This is a genomic window from Brevundimonas sp. RM1 (assembly GCF_052907225.1).
In genome coordinates, this window is sequence record NZ_JBRERY010000004.1 from 125,842 (window position 1) to 143,952 (window position 18,111).

General features: G+C 67.6%; 19 protein-coding genes. 14 read left to right on the forward strand and 5 right to left on the reverse strand.

The annotated features are described in order from the left end of the window. Positions 1-20: 20 nt before the first annotated feature. A complete protein-coding gene (locus ACU5AP_RS06120; RefSeq protein ID WP_446680954.1) occupies positions 21-461 on the reverse strand; it encodes a VOC family protein in 441 nt (146 codons plus the stop codon). Positions 462-701: 240 nt separating this feature from the next. On the opposite strand from ACU5AP_RS06120, the gene ACU5AP_RS06125 reads away from it, so the two are divergent. Further along, positions 702-1,157 carry a nuclear transport factor 2 family protein gene (locus ACU5AP_RS06125; RefSeq protein WP_446680955.1) on the forward strand — a complete coding sequence of 152 codons (456 nt, stop codon included), beginning with the start codon at positions 702-704 and terminating at the stop codon, positions 1,155-1,157. Then, the gene (recO, locus tag ACU5AP_RS06130) at positions 1,157-1,888 is read left to right on the forward strand and encodes a DNA repair protein RecO (RefSeq protein ID WP_088491459.1); all 732 of its coding nucleotides are present in this window, start codon (positions 1,157-1,159) and stop codon (positions 1,886-1,888) included. Before ACU5AP_RS06125 ends, recO begins: the two co-directional genes overlap by 1 nt. A 31-nt stretch (positions 1,889-1,919) precedes the next feature. On the opposite strand, the gene ACU5AP_RS06135 is transcribed toward recO, so the two are convergent. Continuing rightward, the gene (locus ACU5AP_RS06135) at positions 1,920-2,987 is read right to left on the reverse strand and encodes an NAD(P)H-dependent flavin oxidoreductase (protein WP_128720233.1); all 1,068 of its coding nucleotides are present in this window, start codon (positions 2,985-2,987) and stop codon (positions 1,920-1,922) included. Between the two features lie 103 nt (positions 2,988-3,090). Between ACU5AP_RS06135 and parC the strand changes: the two genes are divergently transcribed. From parC to ACU5AP_RS06150, 3 genes are all read left to right on the forward strand, one after another. Further along, entirely contained in the window at positions 3,091-5,304 is a 2,214-nt protein-coding gene (gene parC / locus ACU5AP_RS06140; RefSeq protein WP_446680956.1) for a DNA topoisomerase IV subunit A, read from the forward strand. Between the two features lie 99 nt (positions 5,305-5,403). Beyond that, positions 5,404-5,973 carry a LemA family protein gene (locus ACU5AP_RS06145; protein WP_446680957.1) on the forward strand — a complete coding sequence of 190 codons (570 nt, stop codon included), beginning with the start codon at positions 5,404-5,406 and terminating at the stop codon, positions 5,971-5,973. 6 nt (positions 5,974-5,979) lie between these two features. Further along, positions 5,980-7,008, forward strand: a complete 1,029-nt coding sequence (locus ACU5AP_RS06150) for a M48 family metallopeptidase (RefSeq protein ID WP_446680958.1) — start codon at positions 5,980-5,982, stop codon at positions 7,006-7,008. 27 nt (positions 7,009-7,035) lie between these two features. On the opposite strand, the gene ACU5AP_RS06155 is transcribed toward ACU5AP_RS06150, so the two are convergent. Next, on the reverse strand, positions 7,036-7,770 hold the full coding sequence (locus tag ACU5AP_RS06155) for an arginyltransferase (RefSeq protein ID WP_446680959.1): 735 nt from the start codon (positions 7,768-7,770) through the stop codon (positions 7,036-7,038). A 111-nt stretch (positions 7,771-7,881) separates the two neighbouring features. Further along, entirely contained in the window at positions 7,882-8,784 is a 903-nt protein-coding gene (locus tag ACU5AP_RS06160; RefSeq protein ID WP_003165359.1) for a flagellar motor protein MotB, read from the reverse strand. 128 nt (positions 8,785-8,912) lie between these two features. On the opposite strand from ACU5AP_RS06160, the gene ACU5AP_RS06165 reads away from it, so the two are divergent. Beyond that, entirely contained in the window at positions 8,913-9,419 is a 507-nt protein-coding gene (locus ACU5AP_RS06165; RefSeq protein WP_315026054.1) for a flavin reductase family protein, read from the forward strand. A 30-nt stretch (positions 9,420-9,449) separates the two neighbouring features. Here the strand turns inward: ACU5AP_RS06165 and hemB are convergent, their stop codons facing one another. After that, positions 9,450-10,451: a porphobilinogen synthase gene (gene hemB, locus ACU5AP_RS06170; protein WP_312294263.1), complete on the reverse strand. Its 1,002-nt coding sequence runs from the start codon at positions 10,449-10,451 to the stop codon at positions 9,450-9,452. A 153-nt stretch (positions 10,452-10,604) separates the two neighbouring features. Between hemB and ACU5AP_RS06175 the strand changes: the two genes are divergently transcribed. The 8 genes from ACU5AP_RS06175 to ACU5AP_RS06210 all read left to right on the forward strand — a co-directional run bounded on the left by ACU5AP_RS06175 (position 10,605) and on the right by ACU5AP_RS06210 (position 18,111). Then, complete coding sequence (locus tag ACU5AP_RS06175) at positions 10,605-11,744, forward strand: isobutyryl-CoA dehydrogenase (protein WP_446680960.1); 1,140 nt, start codon at positions 10,605-10,607, stop codon at positions 11,742-11,744. Beyond that, a complete protein-coding gene (locus ACU5AP_RS06180; protein WP_003165355.1) occupies positions 11,741-12,322 on the forward strand; it encodes a hypothetical protein in 582 nt (193 codons plus the stop codon). Before ACU5AP_RS06175 ends, ACU5AP_RS06180 begins: the two co-directional genes overlap by 4 nt. A gap of 34 nt (positions 12,323-12,356) precedes the next feature. Beyond that, positions 12,357-13,409: an enoyl-CoA hydratase/isomerase family protein gene (locus ACU5AP_RS06185; protein WP_446680961.1), complete on the forward strand. Its 1,053-nt coding sequence runs from the start codon at positions 12,357-12,359 to the stop codon at positions 13,407-13,409. Between the two features lie 51 nt (positions 13,410-13,460). Further along, the gene (locus ACU5AP_RS06190) at positions 13,461-14,831 is read left to right on the forward strand and encodes a class II 3-deoxy-7-phosphoheptulonate synthase (RefSeq protein WP_446680962.1); all 1,371 of its coding nucleotides are present in this window, start codon (positions 13,461-13,463) and stop codon (positions 14,829-14,831) included. After that, on the forward strand, positions 14,828-15,394 hold the full coding sequence (locus ACU5AP_RS06195) for a prephenate dehydratase domain-containing protein (protein WP_046654189.1): 567 nt from the start codon (positions 14,828-14,830) through the stop codon (positions 15,392-15,394). The genes ACU5AP_RS06190 and ACU5AP_RS06195 overlap by 4 nt, the downstream gene beginning before the upstream one ends. 309 nt (positions 15,395-15,703) lie before the next feature. Then, positions 15,704-16,465, forward strand: a complete 762-nt coding sequence (locus ACU5AP_RS06200) for a chorismate mutase (RefSeq protein WP_446680963.1) — start codon at positions 15,704-15,706, stop codon at positions 16,463-16,465. Between the two features lie 83 nt (positions 16,466-16,548). Continuing rightward, a complete protein-coding gene (locus ACU5AP_RS06205; RefSeq protein WP_446680964.1) occupies positions 16,549-17,157 on the forward strand; it encodes an SPOR domain-containing protein in 609 nt (202 codons plus the stop codon). A gap of 120 nt (positions 17,158-17,277) precedes the next feature. Beyond that, entirely contained in the window at positions 17,278-18,111 is an 834-nt protein-coding gene (locus tag ACU5AP_RS06210; RefSeq protein WP_046654184.1) for a division plane positioning ATPase MipZ, read from the forward strand.

Below are 18,111 nucleotides of genomic sequence, written 5' to 3' on the forward strand. Positions count from 1 at the left end.
AGTTCGTGATCACAATGGCGTTAGCCGCCGGGTTTCCAGTCCGCCGTAGGGTTGGTGTTGACCATCCAGGGGATGCCGAACCGGTCGGTGAAGCTGCCGAAACCGGGAGACCAGAAGGTTTCGGCGAAGGGCATCGACACCTTGCCGCCTTCGGACAGGGCGTCGAAGACCTGCCGCGCCTTGGTGAGCTCGTCGGTGTGATACGACACGTCGAAGCCGTTCTTGGGCTTGTCGATGTTCGGCGCGAACTCGGGCGGCATGTCGGCCCCCATGATCGCCTGATCCCCGACCTCCAGCCAGCCGTGCATCAGCCAGTCCTTGTATTTGGGATCGACCGGCATGTCGGGCGGGCCGTCGCCGTACGGAAAGGCGGCCGTGACCTTGCCCCCCAGCACGCGGGCGTAGAACTCCAGCGCTTCGCGGCACTGACCCTGAAAGCTGAGGCTGGTGACGATCTTCATGGGATCCTCCTTTGGATGGAGGCGAAACGCGCCAGGCGGACGAACGGCTCCAAGCCCTTCTCCCCTTGCGGGAGAAGGTGGCCCGGCAGGGCCGGATGAGGGGTCTCCCCGCGCCTGGAGCTTGATGAGTTTTTTGTCGTTGCATGACCCCTCATCCGTCAGGCTTCGCCTGCCACCTTCTCCCGCAAGGGGAGAAGGACAACGCTTTCGTCTGCGCGGGAACAGGACTAGAACAAAGCCATGATCACCGCCGCCCTGATGATGCTTCAACTGTCCGCCGCGCCCGCAGAGACCGCACCGGTCGAGCGCACGCTGGACGCCATGCACGCCGCCGCCTCGGTCGCAGACGGGGAAGCCTATTTCGCGACCTTCACGCCGGACGCCCGCTTCATCGGCACGGATGCGGCCGAGCGCTGGACCCTGCCGGAGTTCCGCGCCTACGCCACGCCCTACTTCTCGCAAGGCAAGGGCTGGACCTATCGCCCGACAGCGCGGACCGTGACCATCGCCCCGATCGACTGCCGCTGCGTCGCCTGGTTCGACGAGGTGCTGGACAACGACGCCTATGGGACCACGCGCGGTTCGGGCGTGCTGCGTCTGACCGACGAGGGCTGGAAGATCGAACAATACGTCCTCAGCTTCGCCGTACCGAACGACAAGGCGCGCGCCGTCGTCGACGCCATCAAGGCCGACTGATGGAGGTTCAGGACGACGCCTTCGTGCTGTCGGCGCGGGCGCATGGCGATACGGGGGCGGTGGTCGATCTGCTGACCGAGCGGCACGGTCGCCGCGCCGCCTATGTCGCGGGCGGGGCGTCGCGGAGGATGCGGCCCTTTCTTCAGCCCGGCGCGCGGGTCGTGGCCGATCTGCGGTCGCGGACGTCGGATCAGTTGGGCTCGGCGCGGCTGGAGCCTGTGGGCGAAGGCCCGGCCGCCCTGTTCGACGACCCGTTGGCCCTGACCGGCCTCAGCGCCGCCGCGGCGGTCGCTCAGGGCGCCCTGCCGGAGCGGGAGCCGCATCCCGGCGCCTTCTACGCCTTCGAGGCGCTGATGGGCGCGTTCGCCGTGCCCGAGGTCTGGCCCGCCATCTTCGTGCGGTTCGAGGCTGGGTTGCTGGAGGATTTGGGCTTCGGTCTCGACCTGTCGCGGTGCGCCTCAACGGGGTCGATGGACGACCTGGTCTGGGTCAGCCCCCGCACCGGCCGCGCCGTCAGCCGCGAGGCGGGCGCGCCCTATGCCGACAAGCTGCTGGCCCTGCCGCCCTTCATGCTGGGCGCGCAGGCGGGGCTGGGCGAGGGCGACGTGAAGGCGGGGCTGGAACTGACGGGACACTTCCTGGAGCAGTTCGTCTTCCACGCCCTGAACCGGCCCCTGCCGCCCGCGCGGGTCTGGATGATCGACAAACTGGGCGAAGCGGGGCGGCTGTAACTGCCTCACGCCCGCTCATCCCGGCGATGGGCTAGAGGCGGGACAGCCCCGCAATCGCCTCGCGTGTTTCCCTTTCCAACACCGCGACCAGTTCAGCGGCAGGCAGGGCGCGGCCCAACGGCGCAGCTTGCCCGGCCCATTGCGGAGCATAGCCGTTGTCGCCCTTGGCCTTGGCCGCCGCGTTCAGCGCCTTGCCGAGGTCGTAGGCATACGGATAGGCGGCGATCTTCGTCTCATCGGCGCGGCGCATGAAGGCGTTCTCCACCCCGCGCGCCGGGCGGCCGGAGATGGCGGCGCTGACCCGCGTGCGCCCGGCCTCAACACCAGACAGAACTGCCCGATAGGCCGCATCCGCCGCCGACTCCGGGCAGGCGGCGAAGGCTGTGCCCATCTGCGCCCCGGCCGCGCCCAGCGCCAGCGCCGCCGCGATTCCGGCGCCGTCCATGATCCCGCCCGCCGCGATGACCGGAACCGGCAGGTCGCGCGCCAGCAGGCGCGTCAGCGGCAGGGTGGCGAAGCGCGGATCATCGGCCGGGTCGAAGACGCCGCGATGGCCGCCCGCCTCGACCCCCTGGGCGATCACCATGTCGAACCCGGCGGCGACGGCGGCGCGGCCTTCCTCGGGCGTGGTGGCGCTGGCGATCAGGACGCAGCCCGCCGCCTTCAGCGCCGCGATCTGATCGGCGCGCGGCAGGCCGAAATGGACGCTCACCACGGCGGGCCTTTCCTCGACCAGCACGGCCAGTTTGGCGTCGTCGGTCAGGAAGCTCTGATAGATGTCGTTGAGGCGTTCGGGCGGCGCGGCGTCGAACTCGCTGAAGATCGGGCGCAGGCTGTCGATCCATGCCGCATCGCGCGCCGGATCAGCCGCAACCGGCGCATGGCAGAACAGATTGACGTTGAACGGCCGGTCGGTCAGCGCCTTCACCGCGCGGATAGCCTTGCGGCTCGCCTCGGCGTCGATGGCCCCCAGCGCAATGGAGCCCAGCGCCCCCGTGTTCGACACGGCGGCGGCCAGTTCGGCGGTCGAGGTTCCGGCCATCGGCGCCTGAATCAGGGGGAAGGACAGGCCGAAGCGGCCGGTCAGGGCGGTCTTCATCGAAGCTCCTTCACGCGTTTCTGCACAGATAGGCGCTGACAATCCCGGCGTCAGGCCCCGGCTGCGCTAGACTTTCCTCGTCCGATCATTGATTCGAAGCCGTATGACCATCCACACCCCGACGCCCGAAGGCGGCCGCATCGTTGAAGAACCGATGGGCGATGCGCTGTCGCGCCGCTATCTGGCCTACGCTCTGTCGACCATCACCAACCGGGCGCTACCCGACGTGCGTGACGGCTTCAAGCCCGTGCACCGGCGCATCATGTACGCCATGCATCAGATGCGGCTGAACCCGCAGGCGGCCGCACGCAAATGCGCCAAGGTCGTCGGCGAGGTCATGGGCGGCTATCACCCGCACGGCGACGCCTCGATTTATGAGGCGCTGGTCCGTCTGGCCCAGGATTTCGCCCAGCGTTACCCGCTGGTCGACGGCCAGGGGAACTTCGGCAACATCGACGGCGATAGCGCGGCGGCCATGCGCTACACCGAGTGCAAGCTGACGCCCGCCGCTGTCCTGTTGCTGGACGGCATCGATCAGGACGCGGTCGACTTCCGCCCCACCTATGACGATCAGGACGAAGAGCCGGTGGTCCTGCCGGCGGGCTTCCCCAATCTTCTGGCCAACGGCTCGTCGGGCATCGCCGTGGGCATGGCGACCTCGATCCCGCCGCACAACGTGGGCGAACTGATCGACGCCTGCCACCTGCTGCTGGAGCGGCCGGGCGCCACGACAGAGGACCTGGTCAAGATCGTGCCGGGGCCGGACTTCCCCACCGGCGGCGTCTCGGTCGAGGGCCATGCGTCCATGCTGGACGCCTATGAGACGGGCCGAGGCGGGGTGCGCCTGCGCGCCGCCTGGGACACCGAGGATCTGGGCCGGGGCGTCTGGCGCATCGTCATCACCGAGATTCCCTATCAGGTGCAGAAGTCCAAGCTGATCGAACAGCTGGCCGACCTGATCGAGAACAAGAAGGCGCCGCTGCTGGCCGACGTGCGCGATGAGTCGGCCGAGGACATCCGCCTGATCCTGGAGCCCAAGTCCCGGACGGTAGAACCTGAAGTCCTTATGGAAAGCCTGTTCAAGCTTTCCGATCTGGAGACGCGCTTCCCCATCAACATGAACGTGCTGGACGCCACCGGCACGCCGCGCGTCATGGGGCTGAAGGACTGCCTGCGGGCCTTCCTGGATCACCGCCGCGTGGTGCTGAACCGCCGCAGCCAGTGGCGCATCGCCCGCGTCGAAAAGCGCCTGCACCTGTTGGAAGGCCTGCGCATCGTCTTCCTGAATCTGGACGAGGTCATCCGCATCGTCCGCGAGGAAGAACAGCCCAAGGCGGCGCTGATCGCGACCTTCGGACTGAGCGAGCTTCAGGCCGACTTCATTCTCGACACCCGTCTGCGTCAGCTGGCCCGTCTCGAAGAGATGACGATCGAGAAGGAATTCAATGAGCTGTCGGAAGAACTTGCGGCGTTGCAGGCGCTGACGTCCTCCGAGGCCAAGCAGTGGAAGGCCATCGGCAAGGAACTGGAGGCCGTGCGCAAGGCCTTGGTCTCGCCGCGCCGGACCGTGATCGGCGACGCGGTCGACGCCTCGGCCTTCGTGGCGCCGGAAGCCTTCATTCCGCGCGAAGCGATCACCGTCATCCTGTCGGACCGCGGCTGGATCCGCGCCGCCAAGGGCAAGGTCGACGACCCTTCCGAACTGAAGTTCAAGGAAGGCGACAAGCTGGGCTTCCTGGCGCCCGCCTATACGACGGACAAGCTGCTGATCGGGGCGTCGGACGGGCGCATCTTCACCATCGGCGCCGACAAGCTGGCCTCCGGGCGCGGCCACGGCGAACCGTTACGGCTGATGATCGACCTGGACGAGAAGGCCGAGATCATCAACGTCGTGGCGCATGAACCCGATGCGAAGCTGCTGATCGCGTCAAAGGCTGGCTATGGCTTCGTCGCGCCCGAGAACGACCTTCTGGCCCAGAAGCGCGGCGGCAAGCAGGTGTTGAACGGCGAGATGCTGGCCATGTTGCGCATCCCCAGTCAGCCGCAGGCCGACCACGTCGCCGTCATCGGCGAGAACATCAAGACGCTGATCTTCCCCCTGGCCGAGTTGCCCGAAATGGGCCGGGGCAAGGGCGTGAAGCTGCAGAACTACAAGCAGGGCGGCCTGGCCGACGTGACGGTGTTCAACGCCGAACAGGGGCCGGAATGGGCCGACGGCGGCGGTCGTCGCCGCAACTGGCCCGATTGGAAGGACTGGCTGGGCAAGCGCGCCGGGGCCGGTCGCCAAGGCCCGCGCGGTCTACGCAAGTTCCGCTAGGACCGCCTTTCTCCCAGGGGGAGAAGGGTGACGGCGAATTCATTGGGTGTGAAGACGGGGCTCCCCCATATTCACGCCTGATCTTTCGGAGGAGGCTCAATGATCACCTGGATCATCATCGGCGTCATCGTCGTCATTCTGCTGTTCGTCGTGGTCGGCGCGTACAACAGGCTGGTGAAGCTGGATCAGGCGGCGAATCAGTCGTTCGCGGACATCGACGTGCAGCTGAAACAGCGCCAGGACTTGATTCCCAATCTGGTCGAGACGGTGAAGGGCTACGCCACGCATGAGCGCGGCACCCTGGACGCCGTGACCCAGGCGCGCGCCGCCGCTGCGGGCGCTCGCACCATCGACGAGAAGGTGCAGGCCGAGAATATGCTGACCGCGACCCTGGGCCGCCTGTTCGCCGTGTCCGAGGCCTATCCGGACCTGAAGGCCAACGCCAACTTCCAGCAGCTGCAGATGGACCTGTCGGACATCGAGAACAAGCTGGCGGCCGCGCGCCGCTTCTTCAACAACGCGGTCAGCGAGTTCAACGCCGTGCGCCGCCAGTTCCCGACCGTCCTGTTCGCCGGGATGTTCGGCTTCGGCGCGGACAAGCCCTTCTTCGACGTGGGCGAGGGCGAACGCGCCGCCCTGAACGCCGCCCCGCCGACGGTGAAGTTCTAAGCCCCAATGGCGGTTTTCGGTCAGGCCGTCGGCCTCAAGACCCACATCTGGCGGAACAATACCCGGTCGGCGATCCTGATGGCCGGGTTCCCGGTGCTGCTGGTCGGCATATTGTTCGGCGTCCAGGTGCTGATGATGGGCTTCGGCCTGCTGCCCAACTCGGGCGGCGACCTGGGGCAGGATCTGGCGCTGGCGGCGTCCATGCTGGGCTGGACCGTGCCCTTCGCCGCCATTGCGGCGGCGATCTGGTTCGTCATCGCCTATTTCGGCAATCAGATGATGATCGACGTCATGACCGGGGCTCGAAAGGTCGAGCGCCGGGTCGAGCCGGACCTCTATAATCTGCTGGAGAACCTGGCGATCTCGCGCGGGATGAAGACGCCCGCCTTGCGCATCATCGAAAGCCCGTCGTTGAACGCCTATGCGTCCGGCCTGCATGAGGGGAGCTACAGCGTCACCGTCACGCGCGGCCTGATGCAGACCCTGAACCGCGACGAGATGGAGTGCGTCCTGGCGCACGAACTGACCCACGTCATCAATAAGGACGTGCGGACCATGGTGATCGCCTCGATCTTCGCGGGGATCATCAGCTTGGTGGCCGAACTGGTGTTCCGCAGCCTGTTCTACATGCGCGGCGGGCGAGGGCGGAACAACAAGAACGCCATGCCCTTGATCCTGATCGGCCTGGCCATCGGCGTGATCGGCTTCGGCCTGGCCGCCGTCATCCGCATGACCCTGTCGCGGACGCGGGAATATGTGGCCGACGCGGGGGCGGTGGAGCTGACCAAGAACCCCGACGCCATGATCTCGGCCCTGCGTAAGGTGTCGGGCCAGTCGAAGCTTGAGGCGCCGGACGAACTGCGCGGCATGTTCCTGGACAATACGGCGGAGAAGACGGGGTTCTCGGGCCTGTTCGCCACCCATCCGCCGATCGAGAAGCGGATTGCGGCGCTGGTGCAGTTCGCCGGCGGCCGAGACGACGGGCCGTGGGGCGGAGCGCCGCAAGCGGCGGGCACGGCGGTCCCGACGACGTAGCTCCTTCTCCCCTTGTGGGAGAAGGATTTAGAGCAGCCGCTCCCAGCCCCAGGGGCGCAATGCCTCCAGAGGGCGGAACTCGGCCTTGTAGTCCATCTTGGGCGAACCCTGGACCCAGTAGCCGAGGTAGACATAGGGCAGCCCGACGGTCTCGGCCTGATGCAGGTGGTCCAGTATGGCGAAGCGGCCCAGGCTGCGGCGCTCCAGGTCCGGGTCGAAGAAGCTGTAGACCATCGACAGGCCGTCATGCAGCAGGTCGGTCAGGCAGACGCCGACCAGACGGCCGGGGCCGTCGTCCTCGCTGGGCAGGCGGTATTCGATCAGATGGGTGCGGACGGCCGTGTCCTCGACCATCGACACATAGTCCAGCCAGCCCATGTCGGTCATGCCGCCGCCGGGATGGCGGGCGGTCAAATAGCGGCGCAGCAGGTCGAACTGCTCCATCGTCGCCTCGGCCTCGACCAGATCGCGCGACAGATCGGCGTTGCGCGCCAGGATGCGGCGGCGCGAGCGCGAGAGTTCGAAATCCGCCACCGGAATCCGCACCGAGACGCAGGCGATGCAGGCCTCGCAGGCCGGACGGTAGGCGATGTTCTGGCTGCGGCGGAACCCGGCCTGGGTCAGGGCGTCGTTGACGTCGGCGCCGTCGCTGAACGGCAGGTTGGCGAAGACCTTGCGCTCGAACTGACCCGGCAGATAAGGGCAGGGCGCGCTAGCGGTCATGAAGAAGCGGAGCTGGCGCGAGAAGAAGTGCTGAGTCACGGCTGTCGCTCCGTAACGGCGTCAGCGCCCGCACAGGGGCCGGATGAATAGACGCGGCTCATGTCCTGATTTGGCGCGCAACCGGCCGTTTTCGCAAGTCTTCTTCGCGTCCTACAGGCTGGTGTCCGTGGGCAGGACCGGCGCTTCGCGCAGCAAGACGATGGCGATGCGGCGGTTTCCGGCCAGCGACGGGTCGTCGGGATACAGCGGGTCGGACCCCGCCTTGCCCGCGACGGAATAGACCCGGTCGCTGCTCACGCCCGCGCTTTGCAACGTCAGGCGCGAGGCGTCGGCGCGCGCCGAGGACAGGGGCCAGTCGCCGGGGCTGCTGGCGCGGCTGGAGCCGGCGACGGCGCTGGTGTGGCCGGTGATGGTGATGCGGTTGGGCAGTTGGTTGATCACCTTGGCCACGGCGCGCAGCAGCAGCTGGGCGCGCGGATTGGGACGCGAGGATCCGTTCTCGAACATCGAGCGGCCTTCCTGGTCGACCAGCTGGATGCGTAGACCCTCGGGCGTCTGGTCGATGATCAGCTGTTTCGACAGTTCGGCCAGTTCCGGCATGGACTGCATCGCCTGGCGCAGGGATTCGGCGGCGCTGGCGAAGTCGGCGGCTTCGCGCCGGGCGATCTCGGCGCGCAGGGCGGCTTCGCTGGCCGAGGCCAGGTTGGAGTTCTGGCCCGCTTCCTGCGGGGCGTCGGGGGCCTCGGGCGCCAGTTGTTCGATCACGGCGTTGGAGCCCGCGCCCTTGGCTCCTTCGGAATCGCCAAGCGACGTGCCGCCCAGGATGCCGCCGGAGCCCGAGGTCGAGGCCGAGACGTTGGCCGGGGCGAAATATTCGGCGATGCCGCGCTTCTGCTCCGGATCGGTCGTGTTGATCAGCCACATCAGCAGGAAGAAGGCCATCATGGCCGTGACGAAGTCGGCGTAGGCCACCTTCCACGCGCCGCCGTGGTGGCCGTGTCCGGCAACCTTCTTCACCTTCTTGATCAGGATCGGGCGATCGTTCAGCGCCATGGGGCGGGTCCGTCTTAACCGTGTTCGTTCGCCCTAAATCCCATGCGGGGCTTAAGAAGCGGTTGCGGTGAGATGCGACGGCGCGCCGCGCCCTTGCCGATGCGGGCTTCACGGCCTAGCTGAGGGCCATGTCCGACGCGTCCGCTTCCCCTGCCGCCGATTTCGACCCTCGCGCCTATCGCCGGGCGCTGGGCGGGTTTGCGACCGGGGTATGCGTGGTCACGGCCCATACGGTCGACGGGCCTCTGGGGATAACGGTGAACAGCTTCACCTCCGTCTCGCTGGATCCGCCGCTGGTGCTGTGGTGCATGGACATCAAGTCCGACCGCCATGACGCCTTCGCCGGGGCGGACCGGTTCGCCGTCCATATGCTGCCGGTCGAGGACCAGGCCATGTCCGACCGCTTCGCCTGGGGTGTTTGCCGCCTGTCGGACGACGAGTTCGCGGTGGACGACCCCGAGCCGCCGCGTCTGCTGAACGCGGTGACGCGCCTGACCTGCCGGACGCACGACCGCATCGTCATGGGCGATCACTTGGTCATCGTCGGCCGGGTCGAGGCGTTCGACACCCGGCCGGGCGATGCGCTGACCTATTTCCGGGGGAAGTACGGCAAGGCCGCCGATCCAACGGCCTGATCCTTCTCCCACAAGGGGAGAAGGGCAAGATCAGCCCATCATCCGCGCGGCTTGCGGCGCGAAGTAGCTGATGACGCCGGACGCCCCCGCGCGCTTGAAGGCGTGCAGGCTTTCCAGGATGGCGCGGTCCGGATCCAGCCAGCCGTTGGCGAAGGCGGCCTGCATCATCGCGTACTCGCCAGACACCTGATAGGCGAAGGTCGGAACCTTGAACGTCTGCGACACCAGCCGGACGATATCCAGATAGGGCAGGCCCGGCTTGACGATCAGGGCGTCGGCGCCTTCCGACAGGTCCATCGCCACCTCGCGCAGGGCCTCTTCGGCGTTGGCGAAATCCATCTGATAGGTCTTCTTGTCGCCGGTCAGCGACTTGGACGAGCCGACCGCGTCGCGATACGGGCCGTAGAAGGCCGAGGCGTATTTGGCCGCATAGCTGATGATCAGCGTGTCGCTCAGGCCGTTGGCCTCCAGCGCCTCGCGGATGGCCTGGACCCGGCCGTCCATCATGTCGGACGGCGCCACGGCGTCGGCGCCCGCGTGGGCGTGGATGAAGGCCTGTTCGGCCAGCCGTTCCAGCGTCGGATCGTTGACGATTCGGCCGTCTTCCAGAACCCCGTCGTGGCCGTGGTCGGTGTAGCAGTCCAGCGCCACATCGGTCATGACGCCGATCTCGGGCGCTGCGTCCTTGATGGCGCGGATGCAGTCGGGGATCAGGCCGTCCGGGTCGGTGGCGGCGGCGCCCACATTGTCCTTCAGCCCGTCGTTCACATTGGGGAACAAGGCGACCATCGGAATGCCCAGATCGCGCGCCTCGACGGCGGCCTTGGCGGCTTCCTTGGGCGACAGGCGGAAGACGCCCGGCATGGAGGCGACCGGCTGGCGGTCCTCGGCGCCGTCATGGACGATCAGCGGCCAGATCAGATCGGCCGGCGTCAGGGTCGTCTCGGCGACCAGACGGCGCACCCACGGCTGCGAACGCAGGCGACGCGGGCGGGCGTAGGGAAAGGCGGCGGGCTGGAAGGGCATGGTCATGCGCGCGGCTTAAAACAAAGCGCGGGGAGAGGCAAAAGACGAACTGTCCACCCGTGCCATCCCTCGGCGGGGACGGGGTGACGCGCGCTCCGCCAGCGTTTAGAAGCGCCCCGAACGCCCCGTCAGAGGGCAGGCTGCAATGCGGGAGCTTTCATGGACTTCGCCCTCACCGACGATCAACGCGCCATTCAGGACGCGGCCCGCGCCTTCGCCGAGGCCGAACTGGCTCCGCACTCGGCCCGCTGGGACGAAGACAAGCATTTCCCGGTCGACGTGCTGAAGGCCGCCGCTGAGATGGGCTTCGCCGGCATCTATACGGGCGAGGAACACGGCGGCATGGGTCTGGGCCGGGTCGAGGCGGCGGTGATCTTTGAGGAGCTGTCGCGCGGGGACGTGGCGACGGCGGCCTTCATCTCGATCCACAACATGGCGACGTGGATGATCGACACCTTCGGTTCGGACGAACTGCGGGCGCGCTTCGTGCCGTCGCTGGTCGGGATGGAGAAGATCGCCAGCTACTGCCTGACCGAGCCGGGCTCGGGCTCGGACGCGGCGGCGCTGCGGACGACGGCGGTGCGTGACGGCGACCATTATGTGCTGAACGGCGCCAAGGCCTTTATTTCCGGCGCCGGGACGTCGGACATCTATGTCGTCATGGTCCGCACGGGCGGCGAGGGGCCCAAGGGCATCTCGACCATCGTGGTCGAGGCGGGCACGCCTGGCCTGTCCTTCGGGGCCAATGAGAAGAAGATGGGCTGGAACGCCCAGCCGACCGCCGTGGTCAGCTTCGACGACTGCCGGGTGCCGGTCGCCAATCTGGTGGGCGAGGAGGGCGCGGGCTTCAAATACGCCATGGCCGGTCTGGACGGCGGGCGCCTGAACATCGCCGCCTGCTCGCTGGGCGGGGCGCGTCTGGCGCTGGAGACGGCCCAGGAATACGTCGCCGGCCGCAAGCAGTTCGGCCAGGCCATCGGCCAGTTCCAGAACACCCAGTTCGAGCTGGCGGACATGGCGACGGACCTTGAGGCCGCCCGCCTGATGGTGCTGCGCGGCGCCTGGACCATCGATACCGGCCACCCGGAAAAGACCAAATGGTGCGCCATGGCCAAGCGCCTGACGACCGACGCCTGTTTCCAGATCGCCGATCAGGCGCTGCAACTGCACGGCGGCTACGGCTATCTGAAGGACTACCCGCTGGAGCGGATCGTGCGCGACCTGCGCGTTCATCGGATCCTGGAAGGCACGAACGAGATCATGCGCGTGATCGTGGCGCGCGAGCTGGCGCGGGGATGACGGCCGAGCCCGTCGAGGCGTTCGCAGAGCCCGCCATGGCGGTGGCTCCGACCAATGCAGCGGCGGCTGGCCGCGATCGCGAGGCGCTATGGGCCGTCTGGCGGCGTTTAACGACGGAGTTCCGCTTCGTGCGTCTGGTCCGCCATCTCGTCGGCTCCCGGTCGGGCTGGGGCCTGTATGAGGTAGATGTCGTCTCGACGCTGAAGGCCACGCCGATGGGCGTCAGCGCGGGAGCGATACTGGCTGATCTGGATGCGTCCCAGCTGACGGCTCTGGCGGGGATCGCTCGGATCAATGCGGCGCGGAATGACGCCCTGTGGAAGATGGCGGCGCTGTTCTATGTCTCGGGTCCGGTGACGGCGATCTTGGCTGGTTTCCAGGTCGCGCCAGAGTTCACGCGCATGATCATGGTCGGGGGCGGGTTCGGCTTTGCCTTGATCATCGTCGGCGTGTCGGCCAGCCTGCTTGGCTATTATACGATCAACTGGCGGGCGGGGCAGGTGGCGGCCCTGATCGAGCTGGAGTTGATCGAACGTGGACAGGCCCTCGCCGTCCCGGATCATTCAACCGCTGAATAGTCGCTCGTCGCGGCGCTCCGCCCTGGAGGAAGTCTTGTCTGAATCTGAAGTCATCACCCGCATCGAAAATGGTGTCGGCCGCATCACCCTGAACCGGCCCAAGGCGATCCACGCCCTGAACCGGGCCATGTGCGAGTCGATGATCGAGGCCCTGCTGGCCTGGCGCGGGGACGACGCGGTTCGGTCGGTGTTGATCGACCATGCGGGCGAGCGCGGCTTCTGCGCGGGCGGCGACATCCGCATGATCGCCGAGAGCGGGGCAGGGGATGCGTCCGAGGCCAAGGCCTTCTTCAAGGCCGAGTATCAGCTGAACCATCTGATGTTCGTCTATCCCAAGCCGATCACGGCGGTGGTCGACGGCATCGTCATGGGCGGCGGCGTGGGCATCAGCGAGCCCGCCGACGTCCGTATCGCCACCGAGCGCACCACCTACGCCATGCCGGAGACGGGCATCGGCCTGTTCCCCGATGTGGGCGGCGGCTGGTTCCTGCCGCGCCTGCCGGGGCAGACGGGCGTCTGGCTCGCCCTGACCGGCGCGCGGCTGAAGGCGGCGGATACGGTGGCGCTGGGCATTCATACCCATTTCGTCGCGTCCGAGGCTGTTGAGAGCCTGAAGACTGAACTGCTGGCCGCGTCCGCCGATCCGAAGGCGGTCGCCGATCGCGCCGCCGGGGACGCCGGACCGTCGCCGCTGGCGCCGCACCGTGAGGCCATCGACCGCCTGTTCGCCTTCGATACGGTGGAAGAGATCGTCGCCGCCCTTCAAGCCGACGGTTCGGAGTGGGCGCAGAAGCAGCTCGACATCCTGAAGACCAAGTCGCCGCAGTCGCTGAAGGTGTCGTTGCGCCAGATCCGCACCGGGGCGACGCTGACCGACTTCGCCGACAACATGGCGATGGAATACGCCCTGGGCGGGCGCGTGGTTCAGACGCATGACTTCCAGGAAGGCGTACGCGCCGTCATCATCGACAAGGACAACGCCCCTCAGTGGTCGCCTGCCGAGCTTTCTTCGGTTTCGGGCGCCCAGATCGAGGCCCTGTTCGCACCCTTGCCCGCCGATGAGGCATGGAAACCGCTGACCGGCTGATTTCGCGCAAGCTTCATTGTTCCGGACGGGGGAAAAGCCTATCTTGCCGGCATGAGTAAGCGCTGGACCCCCGAATCCTGGAGAAACAAGCCCGTCCTGCACATGCCGACGGACTATCCGGACGCCGCCGAATTGGCGCGCGTCGAAGACGAGCTGCGCGCGATGCCGCCCCTCGTCTTTGCGGGCGAGGCGCGCAAGCTTACCGATCACCTTGCCCAGGTCGAGGCGGGCAACGCCTTCCTGCTGCAAGGCGGCGACTGCGCCGAGAGCTTCAAGGAGTTCTCGACCGACAACATCCGCGACACCTTCCGCTTGATCCTGCAGATGGCGGTGGTGCTGACCTTCGCCGGCCGCAAGCCGGTGGTGAAGGTCGGCCGTATCGCCGGTCAGTTCGCCAAGCCGCGCTCGTCCCCGGTCGAGGAGATCGGCGGGGTCGAACTGCCGTCCTATCGCGGCGACATCATCAACGGCATGGGCTTCACGCCGGAAGAGCGCACGCCCGATCCGCAGCGCCTGATCCGCGCCTATAACCAGTCGGCCTCGACGCTGAACCTGCTGCGCGCCTTCGCGGGCGGGGGGTACGCCGACCTGTACAACATCCACCGCTGGACGCTGGGCTTCGCCGACGACGGCGCGGGCGCGGCCTATCGCGAGCTGGCCGACAAGATCACCGAGGCCCTGGCCTTCATGGAGGCGGTCGGCGTCACGCCCGAGACCCATCCCGACCTGTCGCGCGTCGAGGTCTTCACCAGCCACGAAGCCCTGCTGCTGAACGTCGAGAGCGCCCTGACCCGTCTGGACGGCTCGACCGGCGAATGGTTCGACACCTCGGCTCACATGCTGTGGATCGGCGAGCGCACGCGCCAGCTGGACGGCGCCCACATCGAGTTCATGCGCGGCATCTCCAACCCCATCGGGGTCAAGTGCGGGCCGACCATGACGGCGGACGACCTGCTGCCGCTGATCGACGCCCTGAACCCGAACAATATTCCGGGCCGCCTGACGCTGATCGGCCGCTTCGGCCACGACAAGGTGGGCGACCGCCTGCCGGGTCTGATGCGGGCGGTAAAAGCGGCGGGCAAGCGCGTCATCTGGTCGATCGACCCGATGCACGGCAATACGCTGAAAGCCGGCAACGGCTACAAGACCCGGCCCTTCGACCGCGTCATGGGCGAGGTCCGCACCTTCATCGACGTGGCGGAGGCCGAGGGCGTCCACCCGGGCGGCGTCCACCTGGAGATGACCGGCCAGAACGTCACCGAATGCATCGGCGGCGCCCAGGCGGTCACGGAAGACGACCTGTCGAGCCGTTACCACACCCACTGCGACCCGCGCCTCAACGCGGATCAGGCGCTGGAGCTGGCCTTCCTGGTCGCCGAGCGCCTCAAGGCCGGGCGGCATGCCCGGTCCGAGGCCGCATGACGGCAGAAGACGAAACGCCCGGCCGCGTCGCCTATCAGGGCGCGCCGGGCGCCTTCAGCCATGAAGCCTGCCTGGACCTGCGCCCGTGGGACGAGGCCGTCGGCTTCGAGACCTTTCAAGGCGCCATTGACGCTGTCCTGAGCGGCGACTGCCATTGCGCTCTGATCCCGGTCGAGAACTCGACCGTGGGCGTAGTCGAGCCTGCCGCCACCCTGGTGCGGCAGGCGGGACTGGTCGCGGTCAGCGACGCCTGGCGGCCGATCCGTCTGGCCCTGCTGGGCGTGCCCGAAGCGCGCCTGTCGGACGTGAAGACGGCCGAGAGCCATCCTGTCGCCCTGCAGCAGTGCTCCAAGGCCCTGAACGAGATGAAGATCGCGGCGGTCGAGGCGTTCGACACCGGGGGCGCCGCCGCCGCCGTGGCCGAGGCGGACGACGTGACCCGCGCCGCCGTGGCGCCGGCCCGCGCGGCCGAGGTCTATGGGTTGGTGGTTCTGCGCAACGATTTGCAGGATTTCAGCGACAACCGGACCCGTTTTGTCCTGTTCACGGCCCCTCAGGCTTGACCGCGCATAAAGTTTGCGGCTTTAAGGTTCGGTCGGATCGACCCTGATCCAGAAACCGGACCGGATTCATGTCCTCGCTGCGCGCACAAATGACCCTTGAAACCACCTCGCGCGCGGTGGCCGGCTTTTATTTTGGCTACGGCTATTACGGCTTTCGATACGCCGGCTGAGGCGTCGGGCTTCTAACCAACCCTGACTGTCTCACTGGCGACCGCTTCTCCCCAAGCGGCCATACTGCGCGTCCCTGCCTGATCTCTATCGGCGGACGCGGCTTCCCTATCGAAAATCCTATGCCGAAAGCCATCTCCCATGTCGCAATCCGCCATCCAGCAAGTCTGGCCCGCTGAAACCGTTGAATTGAGCGCCGAACAGAAGGCGCTGGCCGCCCTGCGCGCCGAAATCGACAGCCTGGACGATCAGATCCTCGAACTGTTCGAGCGCCGCCTGGCCGTCGCCGCCCAGGTGGGCAAGGCCAAGGACGCCCCCACCGGCCCCCACACCAAGCTGCGCCCCGACCGCGAACAGGCCGTCCAGGCGCGCCTGCTGAAGCAGTGCGACTCTGAGAACCGCGAGGCGGTCGAGCATCTGTGGCGCGAGATCGTCGGCTGGGGCCTTGCGCGCCAGGGGCGTCTGCAGGTCCAGGTCTGGGCCCCCATCGACCCGGCCAAGGCCGTGGACGGCGCCCGTCTGCGCTTCGGCGCCGCCGCCGACATCAAGCTGGTCCTCGACCCGCAGGCGGCCCTGGCCCACGCGGCCGAGGGCAAGGGCGTGGCCGTCCTGTCGATCAGCGGCGACGATCCCTGGTGGATCGGTCTGCGCCGCGAATGGTCGATGCTCAGCGTGTTCGACGGCTACGGCGGCGAAACGCCGACGTCTCTGGCTGTGGGCAAGATCGATCCGCCGGCCCTGCCGAAGGGCCGCCGCGTCGTGGTTACGGCGGGCGGCGATGCGGGCGACGGCTCGGGCGCGCGGCGCTGGGGCCTGAACACCCACCACGGTTGGACCCTGGCCCTGACCGACGCCGACGTGGCGCCGGGCGATGTCGAGGGCGGTGTCGGCGCTATCGGCTGACAGGTTCGGCTGAGGAACAGGGTGAATCGACGTTAAGCCTGTTCCTCAACTCTGTCTCAAAATCCGTCGTTCAATGTCGGGGCATGAACGCTTCCGTCCTCCTGCGTCTTGCGCCGATCTGCGTCCTTGCCGGGCTGCTGGTCGGCTGCGGCGTGGCGGAAAGCGACCCCAGCCGGTTCGAGAGCGCGGCCGAACGGATCGCGGCCATTCCCTTGTCCGCCGAGGATGCGGGCGGGGCGCCGGTCGCTGCGCCGGATCGTCCGCGCGAGCGGGCCGCGCCGCTGAAGGTCGAGCTGATGACGCCGCATGAGCTGTGGGATGCGCGCGAGGGCCTGAGCGCCAGGGTCCGCCTGGCCTCGGCGCCTGCATCGGCGCCGACGGCCTATCCTGATCCCGAGGCTCCGCCGCAGACCGTGTCGGCGCCCAAGCCCGCTGTGGTCGCTGCGCATCATGTGCAACTGGGCGCCTATTCCAGCGAGGACGGCGCCCGCGCGGCCTGGACGCGACTGAACGGCGGGCCGGGCGGGGCGGTGTTGTCCGGGCTTCAGCCCGTCTATGAGGCGGTCAAGGTCGGCGGGCGTCGCCTGGTGCGGTTGAAGGTCGCCGCCTCCGCCGGACAGGCTCAGGCCCTGTGCCGCGACCTGGCGGCTTCGGACCCGTGGTGCGCCCGATCCGGCGCCGCTGCGGCCTGATCGTCCACAGGCTCAGCTTAAGGTTTCGTTGACGATTGGCCCTCGGAGGCTGATCTTGCGGCTCATGGGCGGGCGGCGGACGAAGATGAGTCGCGCCTGCTGATCACAGTGGGATTTCACATGGCGCAGCCTCAGGTCATCGTCATCGGCAATGAAAAGGGCGGGGCGGGCAAGTCCACCCTGGCCATTCACATCGTCACCGGCCTTCTGCACGCCGGACGCAAGGTCGCCATTATCGATCTGGACCTGCGCCAGCGGTCGATGGAGCGGTTCTTCGCCAACCGCGCCGCCTGGACCAAGGCCAACGGCCATGACTTGCCCCAGCCGATCGTGCCGGACATGGGCGATGGCAAGGCTCTTCATAAGGCCGATGAGACGGAGCAGTTGGCCCGTTTCGAGGCCGCCTACGCCGAGGCGAAAGGCGTCGCCGACGTCATCGTCATCGACACCCCGGGCGGTGACACGGCCCTGTCGCGCGCCGCGCACGGCCGCGCCGATCAGATCGTCACGCCGATGAACGACAGCTTCGTCGACTTCGACCTGCTGGGCGAGGTCGACCCTGTGACCTTGGATCTGGTCAAGCCGTCCATCTATTCCGAAAGCGTCTGGGAGGCGCGCAAGCATCGCGCCATCACCGAGGGCCGTCAGGTGACGATCGACTGGATCGTCGTCACCAACCGTCTGGCCGTCGCCGAGGCGCGCAACCGTCGTCGTCTGGCCTCGCGCATGGCCAAGCTGGCCAAACGGGTCGGTTTCCGCGTCGGGCCGGGCCTGCGCGACCGGGTCATCTATCGCGAACTCTTCCCCTTCGGCCTGACGGTGGCGGACCTGTCGAACGACATCCGCCCGGTGTCGGTGTCCCTGGCCCACGTCGCCGCGCGTCAGGAGATGCGCAACCTGATGCAGGCCCTGGGTCTGGACGACGCCATCGCCGCCATGGACGCGGCGGCCTGA

Excerpts from the sequence above, each read along its gene's own strand:
- ACU5AP_RS06145 (WP_446680957.1), top strand. The coding sequence starts at position 5,404 with ATGATCACCTGGATCATCATCGGCGTCATCGTCGTCATTCTGCTGTTC.
- ACU5AP_RS06160 (WP_003165359.1), bottom strand. The coding sequence starts at position 8,784 with ATGGCGCTGAACGATCGCCCGATCCTGATCAAGAAGGTGAAGAAGGTT.
- ACU5AP_RS06200 (WP_446680963.1), top strand. The coding sequence starts at position 15,704 with ATGTCGCAATCCGCCATCCAGCAAGTCTGGCCCGCTGAAACCGTTGAA.
- ACU5AP_RS06190 (WP_446680962.1), top strand. The coding sequence starts at position 13,461 with ATGAGTAAGCGCTGGACCCCCGAATCCTGGAGAAACAAGCCCGTCCTG.
- ACU5AP_RS06175 (WP_446680960.1), top strand. The coding sequence starts at position 10,605 with ATGGACTTCGCCCTCACCGACGATCAACGCGCCATTCAGGACGCGGCC.
- ACU5AP_RS06180 (WP_003165355.1), top strand. The coding sequence starts at position 11,741 with ATGACGGCCGAGCCCGTCGAGGCGTTCGCAGAGCCCGCCATGGCGGTG.
- ACU5AP_RS06210 (WP_046654184.1), top strand. The coding sequence starts at position 17,278 with ATGGCGCAGCCTCAGGTCATCGTCATCGGCAATGAAAAGGGCGGGGCG.
- hemB (WP_312294263.1), bottom strand. The coding sequence starts at position 10,451 with ATGACCATGCCCTTCCAGCCCGCCGCCTTTCCCTACGCCCGCCCGCGT.
- ACU5AP_RS06195 (WP_046654189.1), top strand. The coding sequence starts at position 14,828 with ATGACGGCAGAAGACGAAACGCCCGGCCGCGTCGCCTATCAGGGCGCG.
- ACU5AP_RS06205 (WP_446680964.1), top strand. The coding sequence starts at position 16,549 with ATGAACGCTTCCGTCCTCCTGCGTCTTGCGCCGATCTGCGTCCTTGCC.
- ACU5AP_RS06120 (WP_446680954.1), bottom strand. The coding sequence starts at position 461 with ATGAAGATCGTCACCAGCCTCAGCTTTCAGGGTCAGTGCCGCGAAGCG.
- parC (WP_446680956.1), top strand. The coding sequence starts at position 3,091 with ATGACCATCCACACCCCGACGCCCGAAGGCGGCCGCATCGTTGAAGAA.
- recO (WP_088491459.1), top strand. The coding sequence starts at position 1,157 with ATGGAGGTTCAGGACGACGCCTTCGTGCTGTCGGCGCGGGCGCATGGC.
- ACU5AP_RS06135 (WP_128720233.1), bottom strand. The coding sequence starts at position 2,987 with ATGAAGACCGCCCTGACCGGCCGCTTCGGCCTGTCCTTCCCCCTGATT.
- ACU5AP_RS06150 (WP_446680958.1), top strand. The coding sequence starts at position 5,980 with ATGGCGGTTTTCGGTCAGGCCGTCGGCCTCAAGACCCACATCTGGCGG.
- ACU5AP_RS06125 (WP_446680955.1), top strand. The coding sequence starts at position 702 with ATGATCACCGCCGCCCTGATGATGCTTCAACTGTCCGCCGCGCCCGCA.
- ACU5AP_RS06165 (WP_315026054.1), top strand. The coding sequence starts at position 8,913 with ATGTCCGACGCGTCCGCTTCCCCTGCCGCCGATTTCGACCCTCGCGCC.